Here is a 17,243-nt window from a genome sequence, read left to right on the forward strand (position 1 = left end):
CGAGTGGCGGGGGTCCGCGGGTCACCGTTCAGGCCAGGCCGCGGGTGGTGCGGGCCGGCGGCCGGTCGCCGCGGATCGAGGCGACCATGTCCAGCGTCTGGCGGGTCGCCGCGACGTCGTGCGCCCGGAACACCGTCGCGCCCAGCCAGGCGCTCACCGCGGTCGCGGCCAGCGTCCCGGTCAGCCGCTGCTCCAGCGGGACGTCGAGGGTCTCCCCGACGAAGTCCTTGTTCGACAGGGCCACCAGCACCGGCCAGCCGGTGGCCACCAGCTCGTCCAGCCGGCGGGTCACCTGCAGCGAGTGCCGGGTGTTCTTGCCGAAGTCGTGGCCGGGGTCGACCAGCACCCGCTCCCGGTCCACGCCCGCCGCGACGGCCTCCTCCGCCAGCGCCGTCGTCCGGGCGACCACGTCGGCCACCACGTCGGCGTAGGCGACCCGGTGCGGGCGGGTGCGCGGCGGCAGGCCTCCGGCGTGGGTGCACACGATGCCGGCGCCGGCCTCCGCGGCGACCGCGGCCAGCGACGGGTCGACCCCGCCCCACGCATCGTTGACGACGTCGGCCCCGGCGGCCAGCACCTCCCGCGCCACCTCGGCCCGCCAGGTGTCGATCGAGATCGGCAGCGTGGGGTGGGCGGCGCGGACCGCGGCGACCAGGTCCACCGTGCGCCGGATCTCCTCGGCAGGGGAGACGTCCTCGCCGGGCGCGGCCTTCACCCCGCCGACGTCCACCACGTCCGCGCCCTCGGCGACCACCCGGTCCACCCGGTCGAGGGCGGCGGCCATGGCGTAGGTCGCGCCGCGGTCGTAGAACGAGTCGGGTGTCCGGTTCACGATCGCCATCAGGACGAAGGCGCCGTCCGGCACGTCCAGCGCGCCGATCCGGAGCACCCCGTCCCTCCCTCGCCGACGCTGGTGTGGTGGAGTCAGCCAACCAGACCACCGCAGGACGGGAGGACGGCGCGATGGCGGCGACGACGGCGCAGGGCGTCGAGGGTGTGCAGAGCCTGGTCGGCGAGCACCTCGGCCACAGCGACTGGACGACGATCACGCAGGAGCAGGTCGACCGGTTCGCCGACGCGACCGGTGACCACCAGTGGATCCACGTCGACGTCGAGCGCGCGGAGCGGGAGAGCCCCTTCGGCGGGCCGATCGCGCACGGCTACCTGACCCTGTCGCTGGTCCCCGTGCTGCTGGCGGGGATCCTGGACGTCGAGGGCTTCCGGATGGGCGTCAACTACGGCACGGAGAAGGTGCGCTTCCCCACCCCGGTGCCCGTCGGGTCACGGGTGCGGGCCGGCGCGACGATGGAGTCGGCCACCCCCATCGACGGCGGCGTCCAGATGAACGTCGCCGTCACCGTGGAGGTCGAGGGCGCCAGCAAGCCCGCGCTGGTCGCCACCGTCGTCTACCGCCGCTACCTCTAGCCGACGACCCGGGCATGGGAAGCGATACCTGCGTCTTCAGCCCGGGAACGCAGGCATCGCTTCCCATGCCCGGCCTTCAGTCGGCCAGGGCCTGGTTGACCAGCTGGCGGAGGAAGTTGCGGATCGGCAGCGTGCTCGAGGGCAGCAGCTGGGTGTAGAAGCCGACCGTGACGTCCTCGACCGGGTCGACGTAGAACGCCGTGGACGCCGCGCCGCCCCAGCTGTAGTCGCCGACGTTGGACAGCACGCCGTAGCGGACCGGGTCGATGACCATGGAGAACCCGAGTCCGAAGCCCACCCCGCGCAGCGGCGTCTCGGCGAACAGCGGCCGGCCGAAGGTCTCCAGATCGGCGTTGCCCGGCAGGTGGTTGCGGGTCATGTAGGCGATCGTGCGGGCGTTGAGCAGCCGGCCGCCGTCGTAGGACCCGCCGCGGCGCAACAGCTCGACGAACCGCAGGTAGTCGGCGGCGGTGGAGACCAGCCCGCCCCCGCCGGAGAGGAACGCCGGCTTGGCGTGCGCCGCGGTGCCCATCGCGTCGTACGGGGCGTACCCGGTGGGCGCGCCGCCGGGCTCACCGGGGACGGCGGCGTAGAGGCGGGCCAGCGACTCGACGTCGTCGTCCCCGCGCAGGCCGAAGGAGGTGTCGGTCATGCCGAGCGGGGTGAAGATGCGCTGCTCGAAGAACTCGTCGAGGGGCATGCCGGAGACGACCTCGACCAGTCGTCCCAGCACGTCGGTGGAGACGCCGTAGTTCCACTCCGACCCCGGCTGGAAGGCCAGCGGGATCGCCGCCCACTGCCGGCAGACCTCCGCGGAGTCGGCGCCGGCCGGGGTGCCCCACTCGTGCCCGGCCGCCCGGTACATCGCGTCGACGGGGGAGGCGTGGTGGAAGCCGTAGGTCAGCCCGGAGGTGTGGGTGAGCAGGTGGCGCACCCGGATCGGCTCGACCTGCGGCTGCGTGACCGGCTTCTGCGCCGACCCGGCCACGTACACCCGGGTCTCGGCGAACTCGGGCAGCCACCGCGCGATCGGGTCGGAGAGCTCGAAGGCGCCCTCCTCGTAGAGCATCATCGTCGCGACCGACGTGATCGGTTTGGTCATCGAGTAGATGCGCCAGCGGGTGCCGGTCTCGACCGGCAGCCCCTCCTCGACGTTGCGGGAGCCGTAGCGGCCCACGTGGACCAGGTGCCCGTGCCGGGCCACGGTCACGAGGTGGCCGGGCAGCTGCCCGTCGTCCACCCAGCGGGCCAGCCGCCGGTCCAGCCGGGCCAGCCGGCCGGCGTCGAAGCCGACCTCGGCGGGGTCGGTGTCCACCTGGAGTGCCGTCGTCACGTGTCCTCCGTTCCCACCGCCCGCCGTCGGACGGCGACCACCTGCGCATCCTGACCCACGACGCTGCGGATCGGGACACGGGGGCAGCCGCCGCCCCGGGGTCGGTCAGACCGGCACGTCGCTCGCGGCCTTCTTCAGGGTCGAGCCCGCGGTGACCTTGACGGTGTTCGCGGCGGGGATCTGCATCGGCTCGCCGGTCTGCGGGTGGCGGCCGGTCCGCGCGGAGCGCTGGGTGCGCTCGACGGTCAGCAGGCCGGAGACGGCGACCTTCTCACCGCGGGTGATCGCGTCGACGAGCTCCTCCTGGAGGCCGTCGAGCACGGAGTCGACGGTGGCGGTGGGCACGTCGGCCCGCTGGGCGATGGCGGAGACGAGTGCGGCCTTGTTCACGGGTGTCCTCTCTGCTGGGAACGGGGAGGCGCCGACCGCGGCGGATCCGTCGAGGTCAGGCCGGAGGGCACGCTGCCATGCTGCCCTGACGAGCCGCCACCGCGGGGAGCGGACGGGTCCCTCCCGCCCCACCGGCCCCTCCGGGTCGGCCGGCTCCCGGACGGCGGCGTCGGCCCTCCTGCCTCCCGTCGCCGGCCCCGTCCAGAGGCTCGCCGCGAGCTCGCGAGCGGGGGAGGAGGACGGGGTCCTTCTACGACGGGAGGCAGGAGGGCCCTTCATCTAGCGTGGGGCCATGCCACGGATCCCGGGGACCGACCTGACCGTCAGCGACCTCTGCCTGGGCGGCAACGTGTTCGGCTGGACGGCGGACGAGCCGACGTCCGCAGCCCTGCTGGACCGCTTCACCGACGCGACCGTGAGCACCCAGTCCCCGTTCGTCGACACCGCGGAGTCCTACGGTCGGGGCCGCTCGGAGGAGATCCTCGGCGCCTGGATGGCCGAGCGCGGCGTGCGCGACCGGATGGTGGTGGCGACCAAGGCCTCGCGGCTGGACAAGGAGCACCCGCTGTCCGCGGCGGAGATCCGGACGGCGGCCGAGGGGTCGCTGCGCCGGCTGCAGACCGACCGGATCGACCTCTACTACGCCCACTACGACGACGAGACCACCCCGCTGGAGGAGACGCTGCGCGCCTTCGACGAGCTGGTGCAGGCGGGCAAGGTCCGCTACGTCGCGGCGTCCAACTACTCCCCGCAGCGGCTGACCGAGGCCCTGGAGACCTCCGAGCGGCTGGGCCTGGCCCGCTACGTCGCGCTGCAGCCGCACTACAACCTGGTGGAGCGACCGGCCTACGAGGACGGGCTGCGCGAGGTCGTGGCCGCGCACGGGATGGGCGTGCTGCCCTACTTCGCCCTGGCCAAGGGATTCCTCACCGGCAAGTACCGGCCCGGCGAGCAGGTCGACTCGCCGCGGGCCGAGGGCGCGTCGGCCTACGTCGGGGAGCGCGGGGACCGGGTGCTGGCCGCGCTGGAGCAGGTGGCGCAGGCCCACGGGGTGACGACGGCGGCGGTGGCGCTGCGCTGGCTGGCCGACCAGCCGACGGTCGTCTCACCGATCGCCAGCGGCCGGTCGGTGGAACAGCTGGCCGACCTGCTGCCCATGCAGGACCTCGTCCTCACCGACGAGCAGCGCCGGCTGCTCACCGACGCCTCGGCCTAGACGAGGGACCCGGCAAGGGGGCCGGGGTCCTTTCTGTCAGGCCGGGGCGACCTCGTAGGTGTGCCCTGCGGCGCGCAGCCGGTCGACCAGCACGTCGCCCAACGCCGTCGCCGGGGTGAGCGACCCCGCGCGGTCGGGCAGCCGGTCCTCGTCGAGGGCCAGGGCCAGCACCGTCTCCCCGAGCATGACGGCGGTCGCCGCGTAGCCCGGGTCACCCGGGCCGGCCGCGGTCGCCCGGTAGCGGCGGCCGCCCTCGGTCTCGGCGTCGACGCTCATGCGGAACCAGCCGCGGCGGCGCGCCTGCTCGCTCGGGCCGGTGCCGGGGGCGGGCAGCAGCCGGTCGAGCAGCGCGCTCGTCGGCGGCAGGCTCATCGCGGCCAGGCCCGCGGCCAGCCCGGCGGTGACCCCGGCGGCGGTGAACGCACCCACCGGGCCGCGGCCGCAGCCCATCACCTCGCCGTAGCGCATCCCCCGCCCGTAGGCCCACTCCTGCAGCGCGTTGCTGCGCCGCACGATCCGGGTGTTGAACGGCGCCATCACGAAGGGGGCGGTCCACCGGCCGTCGCGGGTGCGGGTCGGCGGGCCGGCGTCCGCGGGCTGGCGGGTGCGCGGTTCGGCGTCCCGGTCCGGGCTGAGCGCGTACGGGTCGGCCGCCAGCCGCCGGGCGGCGGGGTCGCTGCGGACGGCGGCGAGCTGGCCCCGCACCGACTCGATCGTCCCGCCGCTGAAGCCGCCCCGGGCCGTGGCGACCAGCCGGACGTCGCCCAGCCGGCCGGCACCGTCGGCGGCGGCCCGTTCGGCGAGCAGGAGCACCGACAGGTCGGAGGGGATCGAGTCGTAGCCGCAGGCGTGCACGATCCGCGCGCCGGTGTCGCGCGCGACGGCGTCGGTGCGGTCGATCGCCTCGCGGACGAACAACACCTCGCCGGTCAGGTCGGCGTAGTGGGTGCCGGCGCGGGCGCAGGCCTCGGCCACGGGCAGGCCGTACCGGGCGTAGGGGCCGACGGTCGTGGCCAGGGCTCGGGTGGAGCCGGCCAGGGCGGCCAGCGACGCGGGGTCGGTGGCGTCGGCGACCACGACGTCCCAGTCCCGGCCGGCAGTGGGCAGCCCGGCGCGGACCTCCTCGAGCCGGTCCCGTGCGCGCCCGGCCAGGGCGATGCGGGTGCCGGCGGGGGCGTGCTCGGCGAGGTACTCGGCGAGCAGCCGGCCCACGAAGCCGGTGGCCCCGTAGACGGCGACGTCGTGGGTGCGGTCGTGGGTGCGGTCGTGGCTGCGCGTGGTGTCGGGCACCCGGCCATCCTGGCCCCCCGGCCACCGGGTGCGCGCGTCAGCCGCGGCGGCGCCACCGGATCCCGGACCGTTGCGCGGCCCGGGCCCGGACCGGCCGGCGGCGGCCCCTCGCCGGCCGTGATCATGGGGTTGTTGCCGGCCGCTGCGGCGCGTCCGGCCGTGTCGCCGACAACAACCCCATGATCAACCCGGGAAGGGGCCGGCGATGCGGTGACAGGGCGGCGGGGACGCCACTAGCTTGCGGCCACACCTGCGCTCACCTGGAGGTCGCCGTGCCCGTCCGCCCGCCCGACGAGAAGGAGGTGGCCGCGCTCGCGGCCAGCTACGGCATGGAGCCCAGCGCCGAGGAGGTGGCCGCCTACACGCCGATCGTCGCGGCGTTCCTCGGCTCCTACGACGCGGTCGAGGAGCTCTACGCCGGCATCGCCCCGCAGCTCCCGGAGGGGCGGGCCGGAAGCCGCCCCGCCGAGGCGGACAACCCGCTCGGGGCCTGGTACGTGACCACGGAGATCCCCGGCGCCGCCGAGGGCCCGCTGGCCGGGCGGACGGTGGCGGTCAAGGACAACACCGCGGTCGCCGGCGTCCCGATGATGAACGGCTCGCACACCGTCGAGGGCTTCGTCCCCCGGCAGGACGCCACCGTGATCACCCGCCTGCTCGAGGCCGGCGCGACCATCACCGGCAAGGCCGTCTGCGAGGACCTCTGCTTCTCCGGCGGCAGCCACACCTCGGTCACCGGCCCGGTGCGCAACCCGTGGGATCCGTCCCGGACGACCGGCGGCAGCTCCAGCGGCAGCGCCGCGCTGGTGGCCGCGGGGGAGGTCGACCTCGCCCTCGGCGGCGACCAGGGCGGCTCGATCCGCATGCCGGCGGCGTTCTGCGGCATCGTCGGGCACAAGCCGACCCACGGCCTGGTGCCCTACACCGGCGCGTTCCCCATCGAGCTGACCCTCGACCACCTGGGCCCGATGACCGGCACGGTCGCCGACGCCGCCCTGGTGCTCGACGTCCTGGCCGGCCGGGACGGCGACGACCCCCGTCAGCCGGCCGACCTCGCGCCCGAGCAGTACGCCGCCGCGCTGGACGGGGACGTCACCGGTCTGCGGGTCGGGGTGGTCGCGCAGGGCTTCGGCTGGGAGGAGCTCTCCGAACCGGGTGTCGACGACACCGTCCGGGCGGCCGCCGACCGGCTGCGCGAGCTGGGCATCGAGGTCGTCGACGTCGACCTGCCCTGGCACCGGCACGCCCTGCACGTGTGGAACGTCATCGCCACCGACGGCGCGACCGTGCAGATGATCGAGGGCAACGCGTACGGCTGGAACTACGAGGGCCGCTACGACCCCGAACTGGTGGCCCACTACGGCCGGCGGCGGCGGGAGGTGGTCGACCGGTGGTCGCCGACGGTCACCGCGGTGGCGCTGGCCGGGCGGTGGTCGCTCGAGCAGGAGCAGACCCGGCACTACGCCATGGCGCAGAACCTGGTCCCCGAGGTGCGCCGGCGCTACGACGCCGCGCTCGCCGACGTCGACCTGCTGGTCCTGCCGACCGTGCCGATGGTCGCCCCGGAGATCCCGGCACCGGACGCCCTGCTGGAGACCCGGATCGCCCGAGCACTCGAGATGATCGTCAACTGCGCGCCGTTCGACGTCAGCGGGCACCCGGCGACCAGCGTCCCGGCCGGGCTGTCGCAGGGGCTGCCGGTCGGGATGATGCTGGTCGGCCGCCGCTTCGAGGACACCACGTGTCTGAAGGTGGCGCACGCCTTCGAGCGGCTGGTCGGCGGCTTCCCGCGCCCACCCGCCCGCTGACACGGCGTCCCTCTCTCCGTCGGGCACTCCTCCGGGCCCTCTCGCCCCTCCGGGCGTGATCATGGGGTTGTTGCCGGCCGCTGCGGCGTGTTCTGCCGTGTCGCGCGCAACAACCCCATGATCGACTCGGGAAGAACTCGGGCAGAGCTCGACTCGGGAAGAACTCGGGCAGAGCTCGGGGAGGGGCCGGGCTCACTGCGCGGGCGGGACCGCCACCGCGGTCGCCGTCCCCTGCAGCGGCCCGGCGTCGGGGACGGCCGCGTCGTGGGCGGCCATCGCCTCCTGCCGGCCCTCCTCCTCGCGCAGGACGGCCGCGGCCTTCCAGCCCTCCGGGATGGCGAAGGCGTCCACGAGCGTGACCGCGTGCGGCCGCAGCTCCCGGACCAGCTGGTTCACCGTCGCGGTCAGCGCCTTCGCGCGGGCCGGGGTGAGCCGGCCGTGCTCGAGGAACCAGCCCTTGTCCGCCTCGATGGTCGACAGCGCGTACAGGTCGCAGACCCGCTCCAGCAGGGCCCGCGCGCCGTCGTCCGTCGTCCGCTCGATGCCGGCGACGAAGGCCTCCAGCACGATCCGGTCGACGTGCGCCTGCGCGGTCTCGAGCACGTGGTCCTGGACGTCGTTGAAGACGTCGAACGGCGCCATCCCGGGTGTCTGGGCGTTGCGCCGCAGCCGGCGGACGGCGCCCTCGAGGACGTGCTTCTCGCGGTCCTCGAACGCGCTCAGCTGCCAGCCGCGGTCGAGCAGCGGCACGTCGTCGTCCCGCCCGGGGACGGCGTCGACCAGCCGGGCGATCAGCCCGCGGGCCGCCGTCCGCTCGAGCACGGTCTCGCGGACCAGGTCGGCGACGAAGCCCAGCCGGCCCCAGCCGTCCAGCGAGCCGAACGCGTCGCGGTAGCCGGTGAGCAGGCCCTTGGCGACCAGCTGCATCAACACGGTGTTGTCGCCCTCGAACGTGGTGAAGACGTCGGTGTCGGCCTTCAGGTGCGGCAGCCGGTTCTCCTGCAGGTAGCCCGCGCCGCCGCAGGCCTCGCGGCAGGCCTGGATGGTGCGGGTGGCGTGCCAGGTCTGGGCGGCCTTGAGCCCGGCGGCCCGGGACTCGAGCTCTCGTTGCTGCTGCTCGTCCACCCGGTCGGCGGTCTGCAGGTCGTGCATGGTGCCCACCAGCTCCTCCTGCGCGAAGGTGTACGCGTAGGTGGTGGCCAGGGCGGGCAACAGCCTGCGCTGGTGGACGAGGTAGTCGTTGACGGCGACCTCGCGGTCCGCGCCGGGGACGGTGAACTGGCGGCGGACGTCGCCGTAGCGGACCGCGATGTCCAGGGCGAGCTTGGTGGCCGACGACGCCGCGCCGCCGACGCTGACCCGCCCGCGCACCAGCGTGCCGAGCATGGTGAAGAAGCGGCGGGTCGGGTCCGCGATCGGGCTGGTGTAGGTGCCGTCGGGCGCGACCTGCCCGTAGCGGTCGAGCAGCATCTCCCGCGGCACGCTCACGTGGTCGAACATCAGCCGGCCGTTGTCCACGCCGTTGAGGCCGGCCTTGGGGCCGTCGTCGGAGACGGTGACGCCCGGCACCGGGTCGCCGTGCTCGTCGCGGATCGGCACCAGCCAGGCGTGCACGCCGTGCCGCTCCCCGCGGGTCACCAGCTGGGCGAAGACCACGGCCATCCGGCCGTCTCGCGCCGCGTTGCCGATGTAGTCCTTGCGCGCGGCCGGGTGCGGGGTGTGCAGGTCGAACGTCTGCGTGGCGGGGTCGTAGGTGCACGTCGTCCGCAGGTTCTGCACGTCGGAGCCGTGCCCGGTCTCGGTCATCGCGAAGCAGCCGGGCAGGTCGAAGCCCATGATGTCGCGCAGGTACGCGTCGTGGTGCCGCTGGGTGCCGAGCGCCTGGACGGCGCCGCCGAACAGCCCCCACTGGACGCCGGCCTTGACCATGACCGACAGGTCCCCGAAGGCGAGCATCTCCACCGAGACGACCGACCCGCCCGGGTCGTCCTCCCCGCCGTACTCCTCGGGGAAGCCCAGGGTGACCCGGCCGGACCCGGCGAGCGTGCGGGCCATCCGGGTCACCCGCGCGCGGGCCTCGGCGACGGTCTCGCCGTAGACGGGCAGGAGGTCGGGGTCGTGCAGGTTCTCCCGGGCGTCGCGGCGCACGTGCCCCCAGCGCCCGTCGAGCACCTCGGTGAGCGCCCTCGGGTCGACGCCGGTCGGCAGGCTGGTGGTCATGGGGTCTCCTCGGTGCTGGTGGTCACCACGCCGGACAGCCCGGCCCAGGCGAGGTCGGTGAGGTGGGCGGCGAGGTCGGCGCGCGGCATCGGCCGGTCGGCCCGCAACCACCAATCGGCAGCCGAGCGGACCAGGCCGACCAGGGCGTGGCCCCAGGGCTGCGCGGCGGCGGGGTCGCGGCCGGCCCGCTCGAGGGCGACGGCGACCAGCGCGGCCGCCTGGTCCCCCACGAGGGAGGAGAGGGTGCCGATCGGGTCGCCGTCGGCCGGCGGCCCGGAGACGACGAACCGGTACAGCTCCGGATCGGCCTCGAGGAAGCCCAGGTAGGTGTCGACGGCGGCGGCGAGCGTCTGCCGCGGGTCCCGGCTGTGCGCCGTCGCCGCGCGCAGCCGGGCGGTGAGGTGTCCGGCCACCCGGGCGCAGACGGCGACGTGCAGCTCGCCGCGGTCGGCGAAGTGCCGGTAGACGACGGTCTTGCTGGTGCCGGCCGCGGCGGCGATCTCGTCCATGCCGACGCCGGCGCCGTGCCGGCCGACCGCGGCGACGGTGGCGTCGACCAGCTGCTCGCGGCGGGCGCGGCGGTGCTCGTCCCACCGCGAGTCTCGTCGGTCACGGCGCGCGGTGCCCGGTTTCACGGTACCAACAGTACGCGGTACCACGGGTATCGACGCATGTAGTGATCATCGTTGAGTGGCTGTCCCCACCGGCGGGTCCGGCAGCCACTCGCCGGTGATCGACTGGAGCGACGGGGTGGTCCTCGGGTGAGGTGGGCTCGTGCACCCGCTGGACGCCACCGCCCACCCCCGGCCGCTGCTGCGCCGTCCCTGGACCCCGCTCGACGGCGTCTGGGAGTTCGCCGCCGACCCCGACCTGACCGGCACCGTCGGGGGAGTCGCCTTCGACCGCACCGTGCGGGTGCCCTACGCCCCCGAGACCCCGGCCAGCGGCGTGCACTGGAAGGGGCCGCTCGACCGCGCCTGGTACCGCCGCCCGCTGCCGGGACGCGCCGGCGACCGGCGCACCGTGCTCCACCTCGGCGCCGTCGACCGGGTCTGCGACGTCTGGGTCGGCGGCGCCCACGTCGCGCGCCACGAGGGCGGCTACACCCCGTTCTCGGTCGACGTCACCGACGCCCTGGGCGACGGCGCGGACCTCGTCGTCCGGGCCGACGACGACCCGCTCGACCTCGAGGCGCCGCGGGGCAAGCAGGACTGGCGGGACGAGCCGCACGAGATCTGGTACCCGCGCACCACCGGCATCTGGCGCACCCCGTGGCTGGAGGAGCTCTGCGCCCGGCACATCGCCGACGTGCAGTGGCGCGGCGACCCGGACACGCTGCGGGTCGACGTCCGCGTGGAGCTGGCCGTCCCGGTCTCCGGGGCGCGGCTGCACCTGCGGCTGCGCGCCGGCGACCGGCTGCTGGCCGACGACGCCGTCCGCGTGGACGGCACCGTGGTCGAGCGGACCCTGCAGGTGGGGGACGGCGGCTTCGACGACCGGTGGGGCCTGCTGTGGGAGCCCGGCGACGGGCGGCTGCTGGACGCCGAGCTCGCGCTGGTCACCGACACCGGCGAGGTGCTCGACGAGGTGGCGAGCTACACGGCGCTGCGCTCGGTGGCGGTCGACGACGGGCGGGTCCTGGTCAACGGCCGGCCCGTGCCGCTGCGGCTGGTCCTCGACCAGGGCTACTGGCCCGACACCGGCGCCACCCCGCCCGACGTCGCGGCGCTGCGGCGCGACCTCGAGCTCACCCGGGCGCTGGGCTTCACCGGCGTCCGCAAGCACCAGAAGACCGAGGACCCGCGCTGGCTCGCCCTCGCCGACCGGGTGGGGCTGCTGGTGTGGGCCGAGATGCCCTCGGCCCACCGCCCGGGTCCGACCGCGGCCGCGCGGCTGCTGCGGGAGTGGCCCGAGGTCGTGGCCGCCCACCGCGGCCACCCGAGCGTGGTGGCCTGGGTACCGCTCAACGAGTCGTGGGGCGTGCAGGAGGTGGCGACCGACCCCCGGCAGCGGGCGCTGGTCCGGGCCCTGGCCGCGACCGCCGAGGCGCTCGACGGCACCCGGCCGGTGTCGGCCAACGACGGCTGGGAGGCGCTGGGGGGGAGCATCCTCGGCGTCCACGACTACGCGCAGGACCCGGTGGCGCTCGCGGCCCGCTACGCCTCCCGGGAGGACGTCGAGCGCGCCGCCACCGGCCGCCGTCCCGACGGCCGGCTGACCGACCTGGAGCGGGCCGGGGTCGCCGGCCGCGCCGTCGTCCTGTCCGAGTTCGGCGGGGTGGCGCTGCGGCACCCGGCCGACGACGACCGCGGCTGGGGCTACGCCGACGCCCGATCGCCCGAGGACCTGCTGGCCCGCTACCGCGACCAGTGGGCGGCGGTGCACGCCAGCAGCGTGCTCGCCGGGGCGTGCTGGACCCAGCTGACCGACACCTACCAGGAGGTCAACGGGCTGCTCACCGCCGAGCGGGTGCCCAAGTGCGACCCCGACGCCATCCGCCGGGCCACCCTCGGCGAGGGCTGACCCGACGCGGCGCCCCGCCCCGCCCCCGCCGAGCCCCGCCGAGCCCCGCCGAGTTGATCATGGGGTTGTTGCCACGGACACGCCGCCCGCCGGCGTGTCGTCGGGCAACAACCCCATGATCACGGACGGCGGGGGCGGAGGCACGCCGGTCGAGCGGGGGGCCGCACCCGGGAGGTCACCGAGCACGGCGGGCTCCCCGTCACCTGTGCGAGGCTGCGGTGATGGCGGCGGTTGAGCGAACGACCAGCACCCGGACGCAAGCCCACGGGTCCTACGCGGGGCACGGCATCCACGCCGCACCGGGTGTGCACGAGTACGCCGTCGAGCTGGTGCGGGCGGCGCTCCCCGATGGTGGGCGGGTCCTCGAGGTCGGCTCCGGGTGCGGGGCGCTGGCGCTGCGGCTCCGGGACGCCGGCTTCGACGTCGTCCCGACCGACCTCGACCCGCCGCACGAGTGGATCCACCGGCTCGACCTGGACGACCCCGAGTGGACCGAGGAGACCCGCGGCCCCTTCGACATGGTGGTCTGCGTCGAGACGCTGGAGCACGTGGAGAACCCGCGGCAGGTGCTGCGCTCGATCCGGTCCCTGCTGCGCCCCGGGGACACGCTGCTGGTCAGCACGCCGAACGTCACCCATCCGCACTCACGGTTGAAGACGTTCCTGCTGGGCGCCCCGTACGTCTTCGGGCCGGAGTTCTACCACCAGCCGGGGCACATCACGATCCTCCCGGACTGGATGCTGACCGAGCACGTCCGCCTGGCCGGGTTCGACCGGACCGAGGTCACGACCGGCGGCAACACCTTCTACCGCGGCCTGGCCCGTCTCGCGTACCGGGTGGAGATCGCCCTGCTCGCGCTGGCCGGCGTACGGCAGCGGGCGCAGCGCGGCGACGGCATCTGCACCTTCGTCACCGCCGTCGCCGCCTGACCGGGCCGGCGACACGCCGGCGCGGCGCCGACCCGGAGGCCTCACCGACCCGGGGGCCGGGCTCCGCCACGCTCGGCGCCGGCCGCAGCGGTCGACAAGTGGTGCGGCGGAACGCAGGTCACCGTGCCCGGTCGGGGGCTCGGGCAACGATCCGGCAACGCGGGCGTCCGGGCCGGTTCCGAGGACGCGATCGGGACGGCGTCCGCGGCCTACGGTCTCCCCGCTGCGCGCGGCCAGGGACGGCCCGCGCGGCGCCGACGTCCTTCCCCCGTCGGCGATCCGTACCAGGGAGTGGTGATGGTGGGCGCTCGTTCCGGTGCTGAGGTGCTCGACGGTGGCGCCGTCCGGCAGGGCTGGTGGCTGGTCGTCGACGAGGAGGACGGCCCCGGGCGGATCGTGGCCGGGCCGTTCGCGGACCGGGCCGAGGCCGGCTGGTCGACCGGCGCCCTCGAGCGGGGTGCCCGTCCGGTCCACGGCATCCGCCGGGCGGACGGCGCGCTCGCTCCCCGCCCGTCACCCCAGGAGTGGGCGTGGCTGGCACACCTCGGGGAACAGCTCGACCGGCTGCCCGAGGACTGGGACGCCGGACTCCCCGACGACGACGCCCTCGGCACCCTGGTGGTCGAGGTGGCCGCGGCGCTGTGCGAGGCCGGGTTGTCCCTGTACGACGCCACCGGAGCCGGGAGCGAGGCCGGTGGGGTGTGCCTGGTCCCCGAGCGCGACCTGGGCGGCATCGTCGTCAGCTGGCGGCAGCACGACCGGATGAGCGTCGAGCAGGTCCACGGCCCCGCCGCGGACGCCGCCGTCCAGCAGGTCGTGAACCGGGCGCTGGCTGACGTGCTGGCCCTGCGCGGCTTCGCCGTCGACCCGCTCGGTGGCGCCTGCGTCGTCCGCGCGGCCGGCTGACCTCGGGCCCCGCGGCGCGGTTCGCGGGTCAGCTCCCTCCGGCGCCGCGCCGAGGTCGGTGTCGTCCGTGGCCTCCGCTGCTCACTTGACCGGTGCGGTGTTGACCCCGGGGAGGATCATGTGCCCGGCGTCGACCGGGATGGTGACCCCGGTGACCTTGGCCGCCAGGTCGGAGTTCAGGTACAGCGCGGTGTCGGCGATGACCTGCGGCGACATGAAGGTCGTGCCCTTGAGGGCGTGGAAGGAGTAGCCGCCCTCGATCAGGTCGGCCTCGGTGCCGCCCTCGTGGCCGGCGAACATGTCCCAGGCGCCCTGGTGGTCGGTCATCGGGGTCCTGATCGCGCCGGGGTGCACCGAGTTGCAGCGAATCCCGTACGGCGTGAGCTCCAGGGCGATGTTCTTCATCAGCCCGACCACGCCGAACTTCGCGGACACGTAGTGGGCGTAGTTCGGACCGGGCTCCAGGCCGTTGATCGACGAGGTGATGACGATCGACCCGGTCTGGCGCTCGATCATGTGCGGGGCGACCGCCTTGGCCGACTTCCAGACGCCGGTGAGGTTGACGCCGATCATCTCGTCCCACGCCTGCTCCGACAGCTCCCAGAAGGCACCCTGGGTCCAGATGCCGGCGTTGGCGATGAGGATGTCGATCTGGCCGAACTCGGCCAGACCGCGGCGGACCGCCTCGTCCATCTGTTCCTGGGAGCGGACGTCGGCGGTGACCGCGAGCGCACGGCGGTCGAGGGCCTCGACCTGGCGGACGGTCTCGTCGAGGTCGTCCTGTGTCGCCATCGTGTACGGGACCGTCTCGAGCTGGTCGGCGATGTCGACCGCGATGACCTCGGCGCCCTCGCGGGCGCAGGTGGTGGCGTGCGCGCGGCCCTGACCGCGCGCGCCGCCGGTGATGAGGGCGACCTTCCCCTCCAGCATGCCCATGTGGGCCTCCTCCTCGGTGTGGCGGCCCCCTGCAGGGCCCCCGGCCCGTCCCGGGTCCCACCCTGGGCCTGTGGAGGGTGGGGAGGACGGGGTCCTCCCCGAGTGGTGGGGGCAGGGGGTCCTTGTTCAGAGCTGGCCGCCGGCGTCCACCACGTGGGTGGTGCCGGTGACGTAGCGGCCGTCGTCGGAGACCAGGTAGAGGACGGCGTTGGAGATGTCGACCGCCTCGATGGCCGGGACCGGCATCTCGTTGAGGGTCAGCGCAGCCTCTTCGAAGTCCGCCCGGGTGGGGTGCTCCAGGTCCGGGCGGAACAGTCGGTAGGTCGGCTCGTTGAGGATCATGTCGGTGGCGACCGTGGTGGGGTGGATCGTGTTGACCCGGATGTTCTGCGGCGCCAGTTCCTTGGCCATGACCTTCGCCAGCATGACCAGGCCGGCCTTGGCCGCGGAGTAGTGCGCGGTGCCGGGGTTGGCGTAGATGGCGGCCAGCGAGCTGGTGACGACCACCGAACCACCGCGGCCGCCGGCGACGATGTGCGGCACCGAGGCGCGGACGGTCTTCCAGACGCCGGTGAGGTTGACGTCGATCATCGTCTGCCAGGTCTCTTCGTCCATCTCCAGGGTGGCGGCGGGCGTGGAGATGCCGGCGTTGGCCAGCACGATGTCGAGGCGGCCGAGCTGGGCGACGCCGTCCTCGACCGCCGTCGTCAGCCCGGCGAGGTCGCGGACGTCGACCTCGGCGGCGACGATCCGCCGGTCCAGGGCCTCGACCTGCCGGACGGTCTCGGCCAGGTCGTCGGGCGTGGCGGTCGGGTAGGGGACCGTCTCGACCTGCTTGCAGACGTCGACGGCGATGATGTCCGCGCCTTCCTCGGCCAGCCGGACCGCATGGCTGCGGCCCTGGCCACGGGCAGCTCCGGTGATGAAGGCGACCTTGCCCTCGACCCGTCCCATGGAGTGCTCCTCCCGGAGTCCCTGACCCCGACGGCCGAATGTGATCTACGTCGCCCGTTATGGCACTCGGTGCCACCGGAGAAGAGGACGTCGTCGCAATTCGGCTTGCTGCTGACCCTGCGCACGGCGTTCGCGCCGAGGCCCTTGAGGCCGTCGTGGATGCGGGTCAGTGAGATCAGGGGCACCCGGAGCGGGCAGTTGATCAAGTCGGTGATTCCGTAGCATGGCGTCTCGCGTGCAACATCCGTGCAACGAGCAGTGGCACGACGGAGTCTCCAGGGGCCTCCTAGGGGTGCTGACGGTTGCACGATGAAGCGGCAGACATGCAGGTCAGGCGGCACATGACCTGCTGGGAGGGCTCGCCTAGTGGCCGATGGCGGCGGTCTTGAAAACCGCTATGGGGTGACACCCATCGTGGGTTCGAATCCCACGCCCTCCGCTCGTGACCTGCGTCTTTGCGCTGGTTGAGCCGGTTGCCACGGCTGTCGGCTACGCGCGCACGCCGCGGCACGGTCGTGCGGTCGGGCATGAACCGCGACGAGCCGCACCCGTGACCATCACTGGCCCATGCGTCCGTCGATCCGTTCGCGCAACAGGTCGACGTGACCCATGTGGCGGGCGTACTCCTCGATCATCCCGACCAACACCTCGCGCAGCGACATGAGCCCGCCGCCGCTGCCGTGCTGGTTCAGGGGATCGTTGCCGGTGATGTCGAGGCTGGGCGCGTCGGCCACGAACTGTGCGGCGAAGTCGACCTCCGCACGCCATGCCTCCCACGCCTCCGCGACGACCTGGGGGTCGGGAACGGCACCATCGAAGTCGCCGTCGCGGTCGGTGTCGGAGCAGAACAGCCGAGGCACGTCCTGCCCGGCCATCACCTTCCGGAACGTCGCACGCTCCACCTCGGCCAGGTGGCGCACCAGCCCGAGCAGCGACATCGTCGAGGGCTCGACCGAACGCCGCGCCATGGCCTCCGCATCGAGACCCGAGCACTTCAGCTGCAGCGTGAGGCGTTGACAGCGCAGCGATTCGACCAGCGTCGTGCGCTCGTCGCCCAACCTCGGTCCGTTCTCACGCGGGTCGTCGTTGGACGGCTTGCCGTCCGCGGTGAACATGTCGGCTCGTCGGCTCGTGGCCATGGCCGCATCGTCGGCGCCCCGCATGCCAGCCGACAAGGGATGATCGAGCCGCTCAGCCCGACCAGCGCCTACGGACGAGACCGCACGACCCGGCCAACCGCGGTGTCGAGTGCGAAGACCGCTGTGGGGTGACACCCATCGTGGGTTCGGGTCGCGCGCCCTCCGCTCGCGGGA

Annotated in this window: 15 protein-coding genes and 1 tRNA gene; 7 read left to right on the forward strand and 9 right to left on the reverse strand. The window is 74.3% G+C overall.

The window, feature by feature from the left end:
- Positions 1 to 28 precede the first annotated feature (28 nt).
- Positions 29 to 889: a dihydropteroate synthase gene (folP, locus tag DQ238_RS14790; protein WP_113782030.1), complete on the reverse strand. Its 861-nt coding sequence runs from the start codon at positions 887 to 889 to the stop codon at positions 29 to 31.
- 29 nt (positions 890 to 918) lie between these two features.
- Here folP and DQ238_RS14795 point away from each other — a divergent pair, with 29 nt between their 5' ends.
- Positions 919 to 1,425: a MaoC family dehydratase gene (locus DQ238_RS14795; protein ID WP_370447519.1), complete on the forward strand. Its 507-nt coding sequence runs from the start codon at positions 919 to 921 to the stop codon at positions 1,423 to 1,425.
- 76 nt (positions 1,426 to 1,501) lie between these two features.
- Here DQ238_RS14795 and DQ238_RS14800 read toward each other — a convergent pair whose 3' ends face one another.
- A complete protein-coding gene (locus tag DQ238_RS14800; protein ID WP_113782032.1) occupies positions 1,502 to 2,758 on the reverse strand; it encodes a serine hydrolase in 1,257 nt (418 codons plus the stop codon).
- 105 nt (positions 2,759 to 2,863) lie between these two features.
- The gene (locus DQ238_RS14805; protein ID WP_113782033.1) at positions 2,864 to 3,148 is read right to left on the reverse strand and encodes an HU family DNA-binding protein; all 285 of its coding nucleotides are present in this window, start codon (positions 3,146 to 3,148) and stop codon (positions 2,864 to 2,866) included.
- A gap of 292 nt (positions 3,149 to 3,440) precedes the next feature.
- On the opposite strand from DQ238_RS14805, the gene DQ238_RS14810 reads away from it, so the two are divergent.
- The gene (locus tag DQ238_RS14810; RefSeq protein ID WP_113782034.1) at positions 3,441 to 4,364 is read left to right on the forward strand and encodes an aldo/keto reductase; all 924 of its coding nucleotides are present in this window, start codon (positions 3,441 to 3,443) and stop codon (positions 4,362 to 4,364) included.
- A 36-nt stretch (positions 4,365 to 4,400) separates the two neighbouring features.
- Here the strand turns inward: DQ238_RS14810 and DQ238_RS14815 are convergent, their stop codons facing one another.
- A complete protein-coding gene (locus DQ238_RS14815; RefSeq protein WP_113782035.1) occupies positions 4,401 to 5,654 on the reverse strand; it encodes a trans-acting enoyl reductase family protein in 1,254 nt (417 codons plus the stop codon).
- A 272-nt stretch (positions 5,655 to 5,926) separates the two neighbouring features.
- On the opposite strand from DQ238_RS14815, the gene DQ238_RS14820 reads away from it, so the two are divergent.
- On the forward strand, positions 5,927 to 7,462 hold the full coding sequence (locus tag DQ238_RS14820; protein WP_113782036.1) for an amidase: 1,536 nt from the start codon (positions 5,927 to 5,929) through the stop codon (positions 7,460 to 7,462).
- A gap of 192 nt (positions 7,463 to 7,654) precedes the next feature.
- On the opposite strand, the gene DQ238_RS14825 is transcribed toward DQ238_RS14820, so the two are convergent.
- Positions 7,655 to 9,682: an acyl-CoA dehydrogenase gene (locus DQ238_RS14825; protein WP_113782037.1), complete on the reverse strand. Its 2,028-nt coding sequence runs from the start codon at positions 9,680 to 9,682 to the stop codon at positions 7,655 to 7,657.
- Positions 9,679 to 10,317 (reverse strand): TetR/AcrR family transcriptional regulator, encoded by a 639-nt coding sequence (locus DQ238_RS14830; RefSeq protein ID WP_113782038.1) that lies wholly within the window; start codon positions 10,315 to 10,317, stop codon positions 9,679 to 9,681. Before DQ238_RS14830 ends, DQ238_RS14825 begins: the two co-directional genes overlap by 4 nt.
- Before the next feature lie 139 nt (positions 10,318 to 10,456).
- Here DQ238_RS14830 and DQ238_RS14835 point away from each other — a divergent pair, with 139 nt between their 5' ends.
- The 3 genes from DQ238_RS14835 to DQ238_RS14845 all read left to right on the forward strand — a co-directional run bounded on the left by DQ238_RS14835 (position 10,457) and on the right by DQ238_RS14845 (position 14,040).
- The gene (locus tag DQ238_RS14835) at positions 10,457 to 12,205 is read left to right on the forward strand and encodes a glycoside hydrolase family 2 protein (RefSeq protein WP_113782039.1); all 1,749 of its coding nucleotides are present in this window, start codon (positions 10,457 to 10,459) and stop codon (positions 12,203 to 12,205) included.
- Between the two features lie 221 nt (positions 12,206 to 12,426).
- Entirely contained in the window at positions 12,427 to 13,134 is a 708-nt protein-coding gene (locus DQ238_RS14840) for a bifunctional 2-polyprenyl-6-hydroxyphenol methylase/3-demethylubiquinol 3-O-methyltransferase UbiG (RefSeq protein WP_113782040.1), read from the forward strand.
- A 297-nt stretch (positions 13,135 to 13,431) separates the two neighbouring features.
- Positions 13,432 to 14,040, forward strand: a complete 609-nt coding sequence (locus DQ238_RS14845) for a hypothetical protein (protein ID WP_147263086.1) — start codon at positions 13,432 to 13,434, stop codon at positions 14,038 to 14,040.
- An 81-nt stretch (positions 14,041 to 14,121) separates the two neighbouring features.
- On the opposite strand, the gene DQ238_RS14850 is transcribed toward DQ238_RS14845, so the two are convergent.
- Both DQ238_RS14850 and DQ238_RS14855 read right to left on the reverse strand, forming a co-directional pair.
- A complete protein-coding gene (locus DQ238_RS14850) occupies positions 14,122 to 14,976 on the reverse strand; it encodes a mycofactocin-coupled SDR family oxidoreductase (RefSeq protein ID WP_113782042.1) in 855 nt (284 codons plus the stop codon).
- 126 nt (positions 14,977 to 15,102) lie between these two features.
- Positions 15,103 to 15,930 carry a mycofactocin-coupled SDR family oxidoreductase gene (locus DQ238_RS14855; RefSeq protein WP_113782043.1) on the reverse strand — a complete coding sequence of 276 codons (828 nt, stop codon included), beginning with the start codon at positions 15,928 to 15,930 and terminating at the stop codon, positions 15,103 to 15,105.
- Between the two features lie 352 nt (positions 15,931 to 16,282).
- On the opposite strand from DQ238_RS14855, the gene DQ238_RS14860 reads away from it, so the two are divergent.
- A tRNA-Ser gene (locus DQ238_RS14860) sits at positions 16,283 to 16,369 on the forward strand.
- Positions 16,370 to 16,487: 118 nt separating this feature from the next.
- On the opposite strand, the gene DQ238_RS14865 is transcribed toward DQ238_RS14860, so the two are convergent.
- Positions 16,488 to 17,045, reverse strand: a complete 558-nt coding sequence (locus DQ238_RS14865) for a DinB family protein (RefSeq protein ID WP_199506356.1) — start codon at positions 17,043 to 17,045, stop codon at positions 16,488 to 16,490.
- Positions 17,046 to 17,243: the final 198 nt, after the last annotated feature.

It is taken from the genome of Geodermatophilus sp. TF02-6 (genome assembly GCF_003319115.1).
Classification (GTDB): Bacteria; Actinomycetota; Actinomycetes; order Mycobacteriales; family Geodermatophilaceae; genus Geodermatophilus.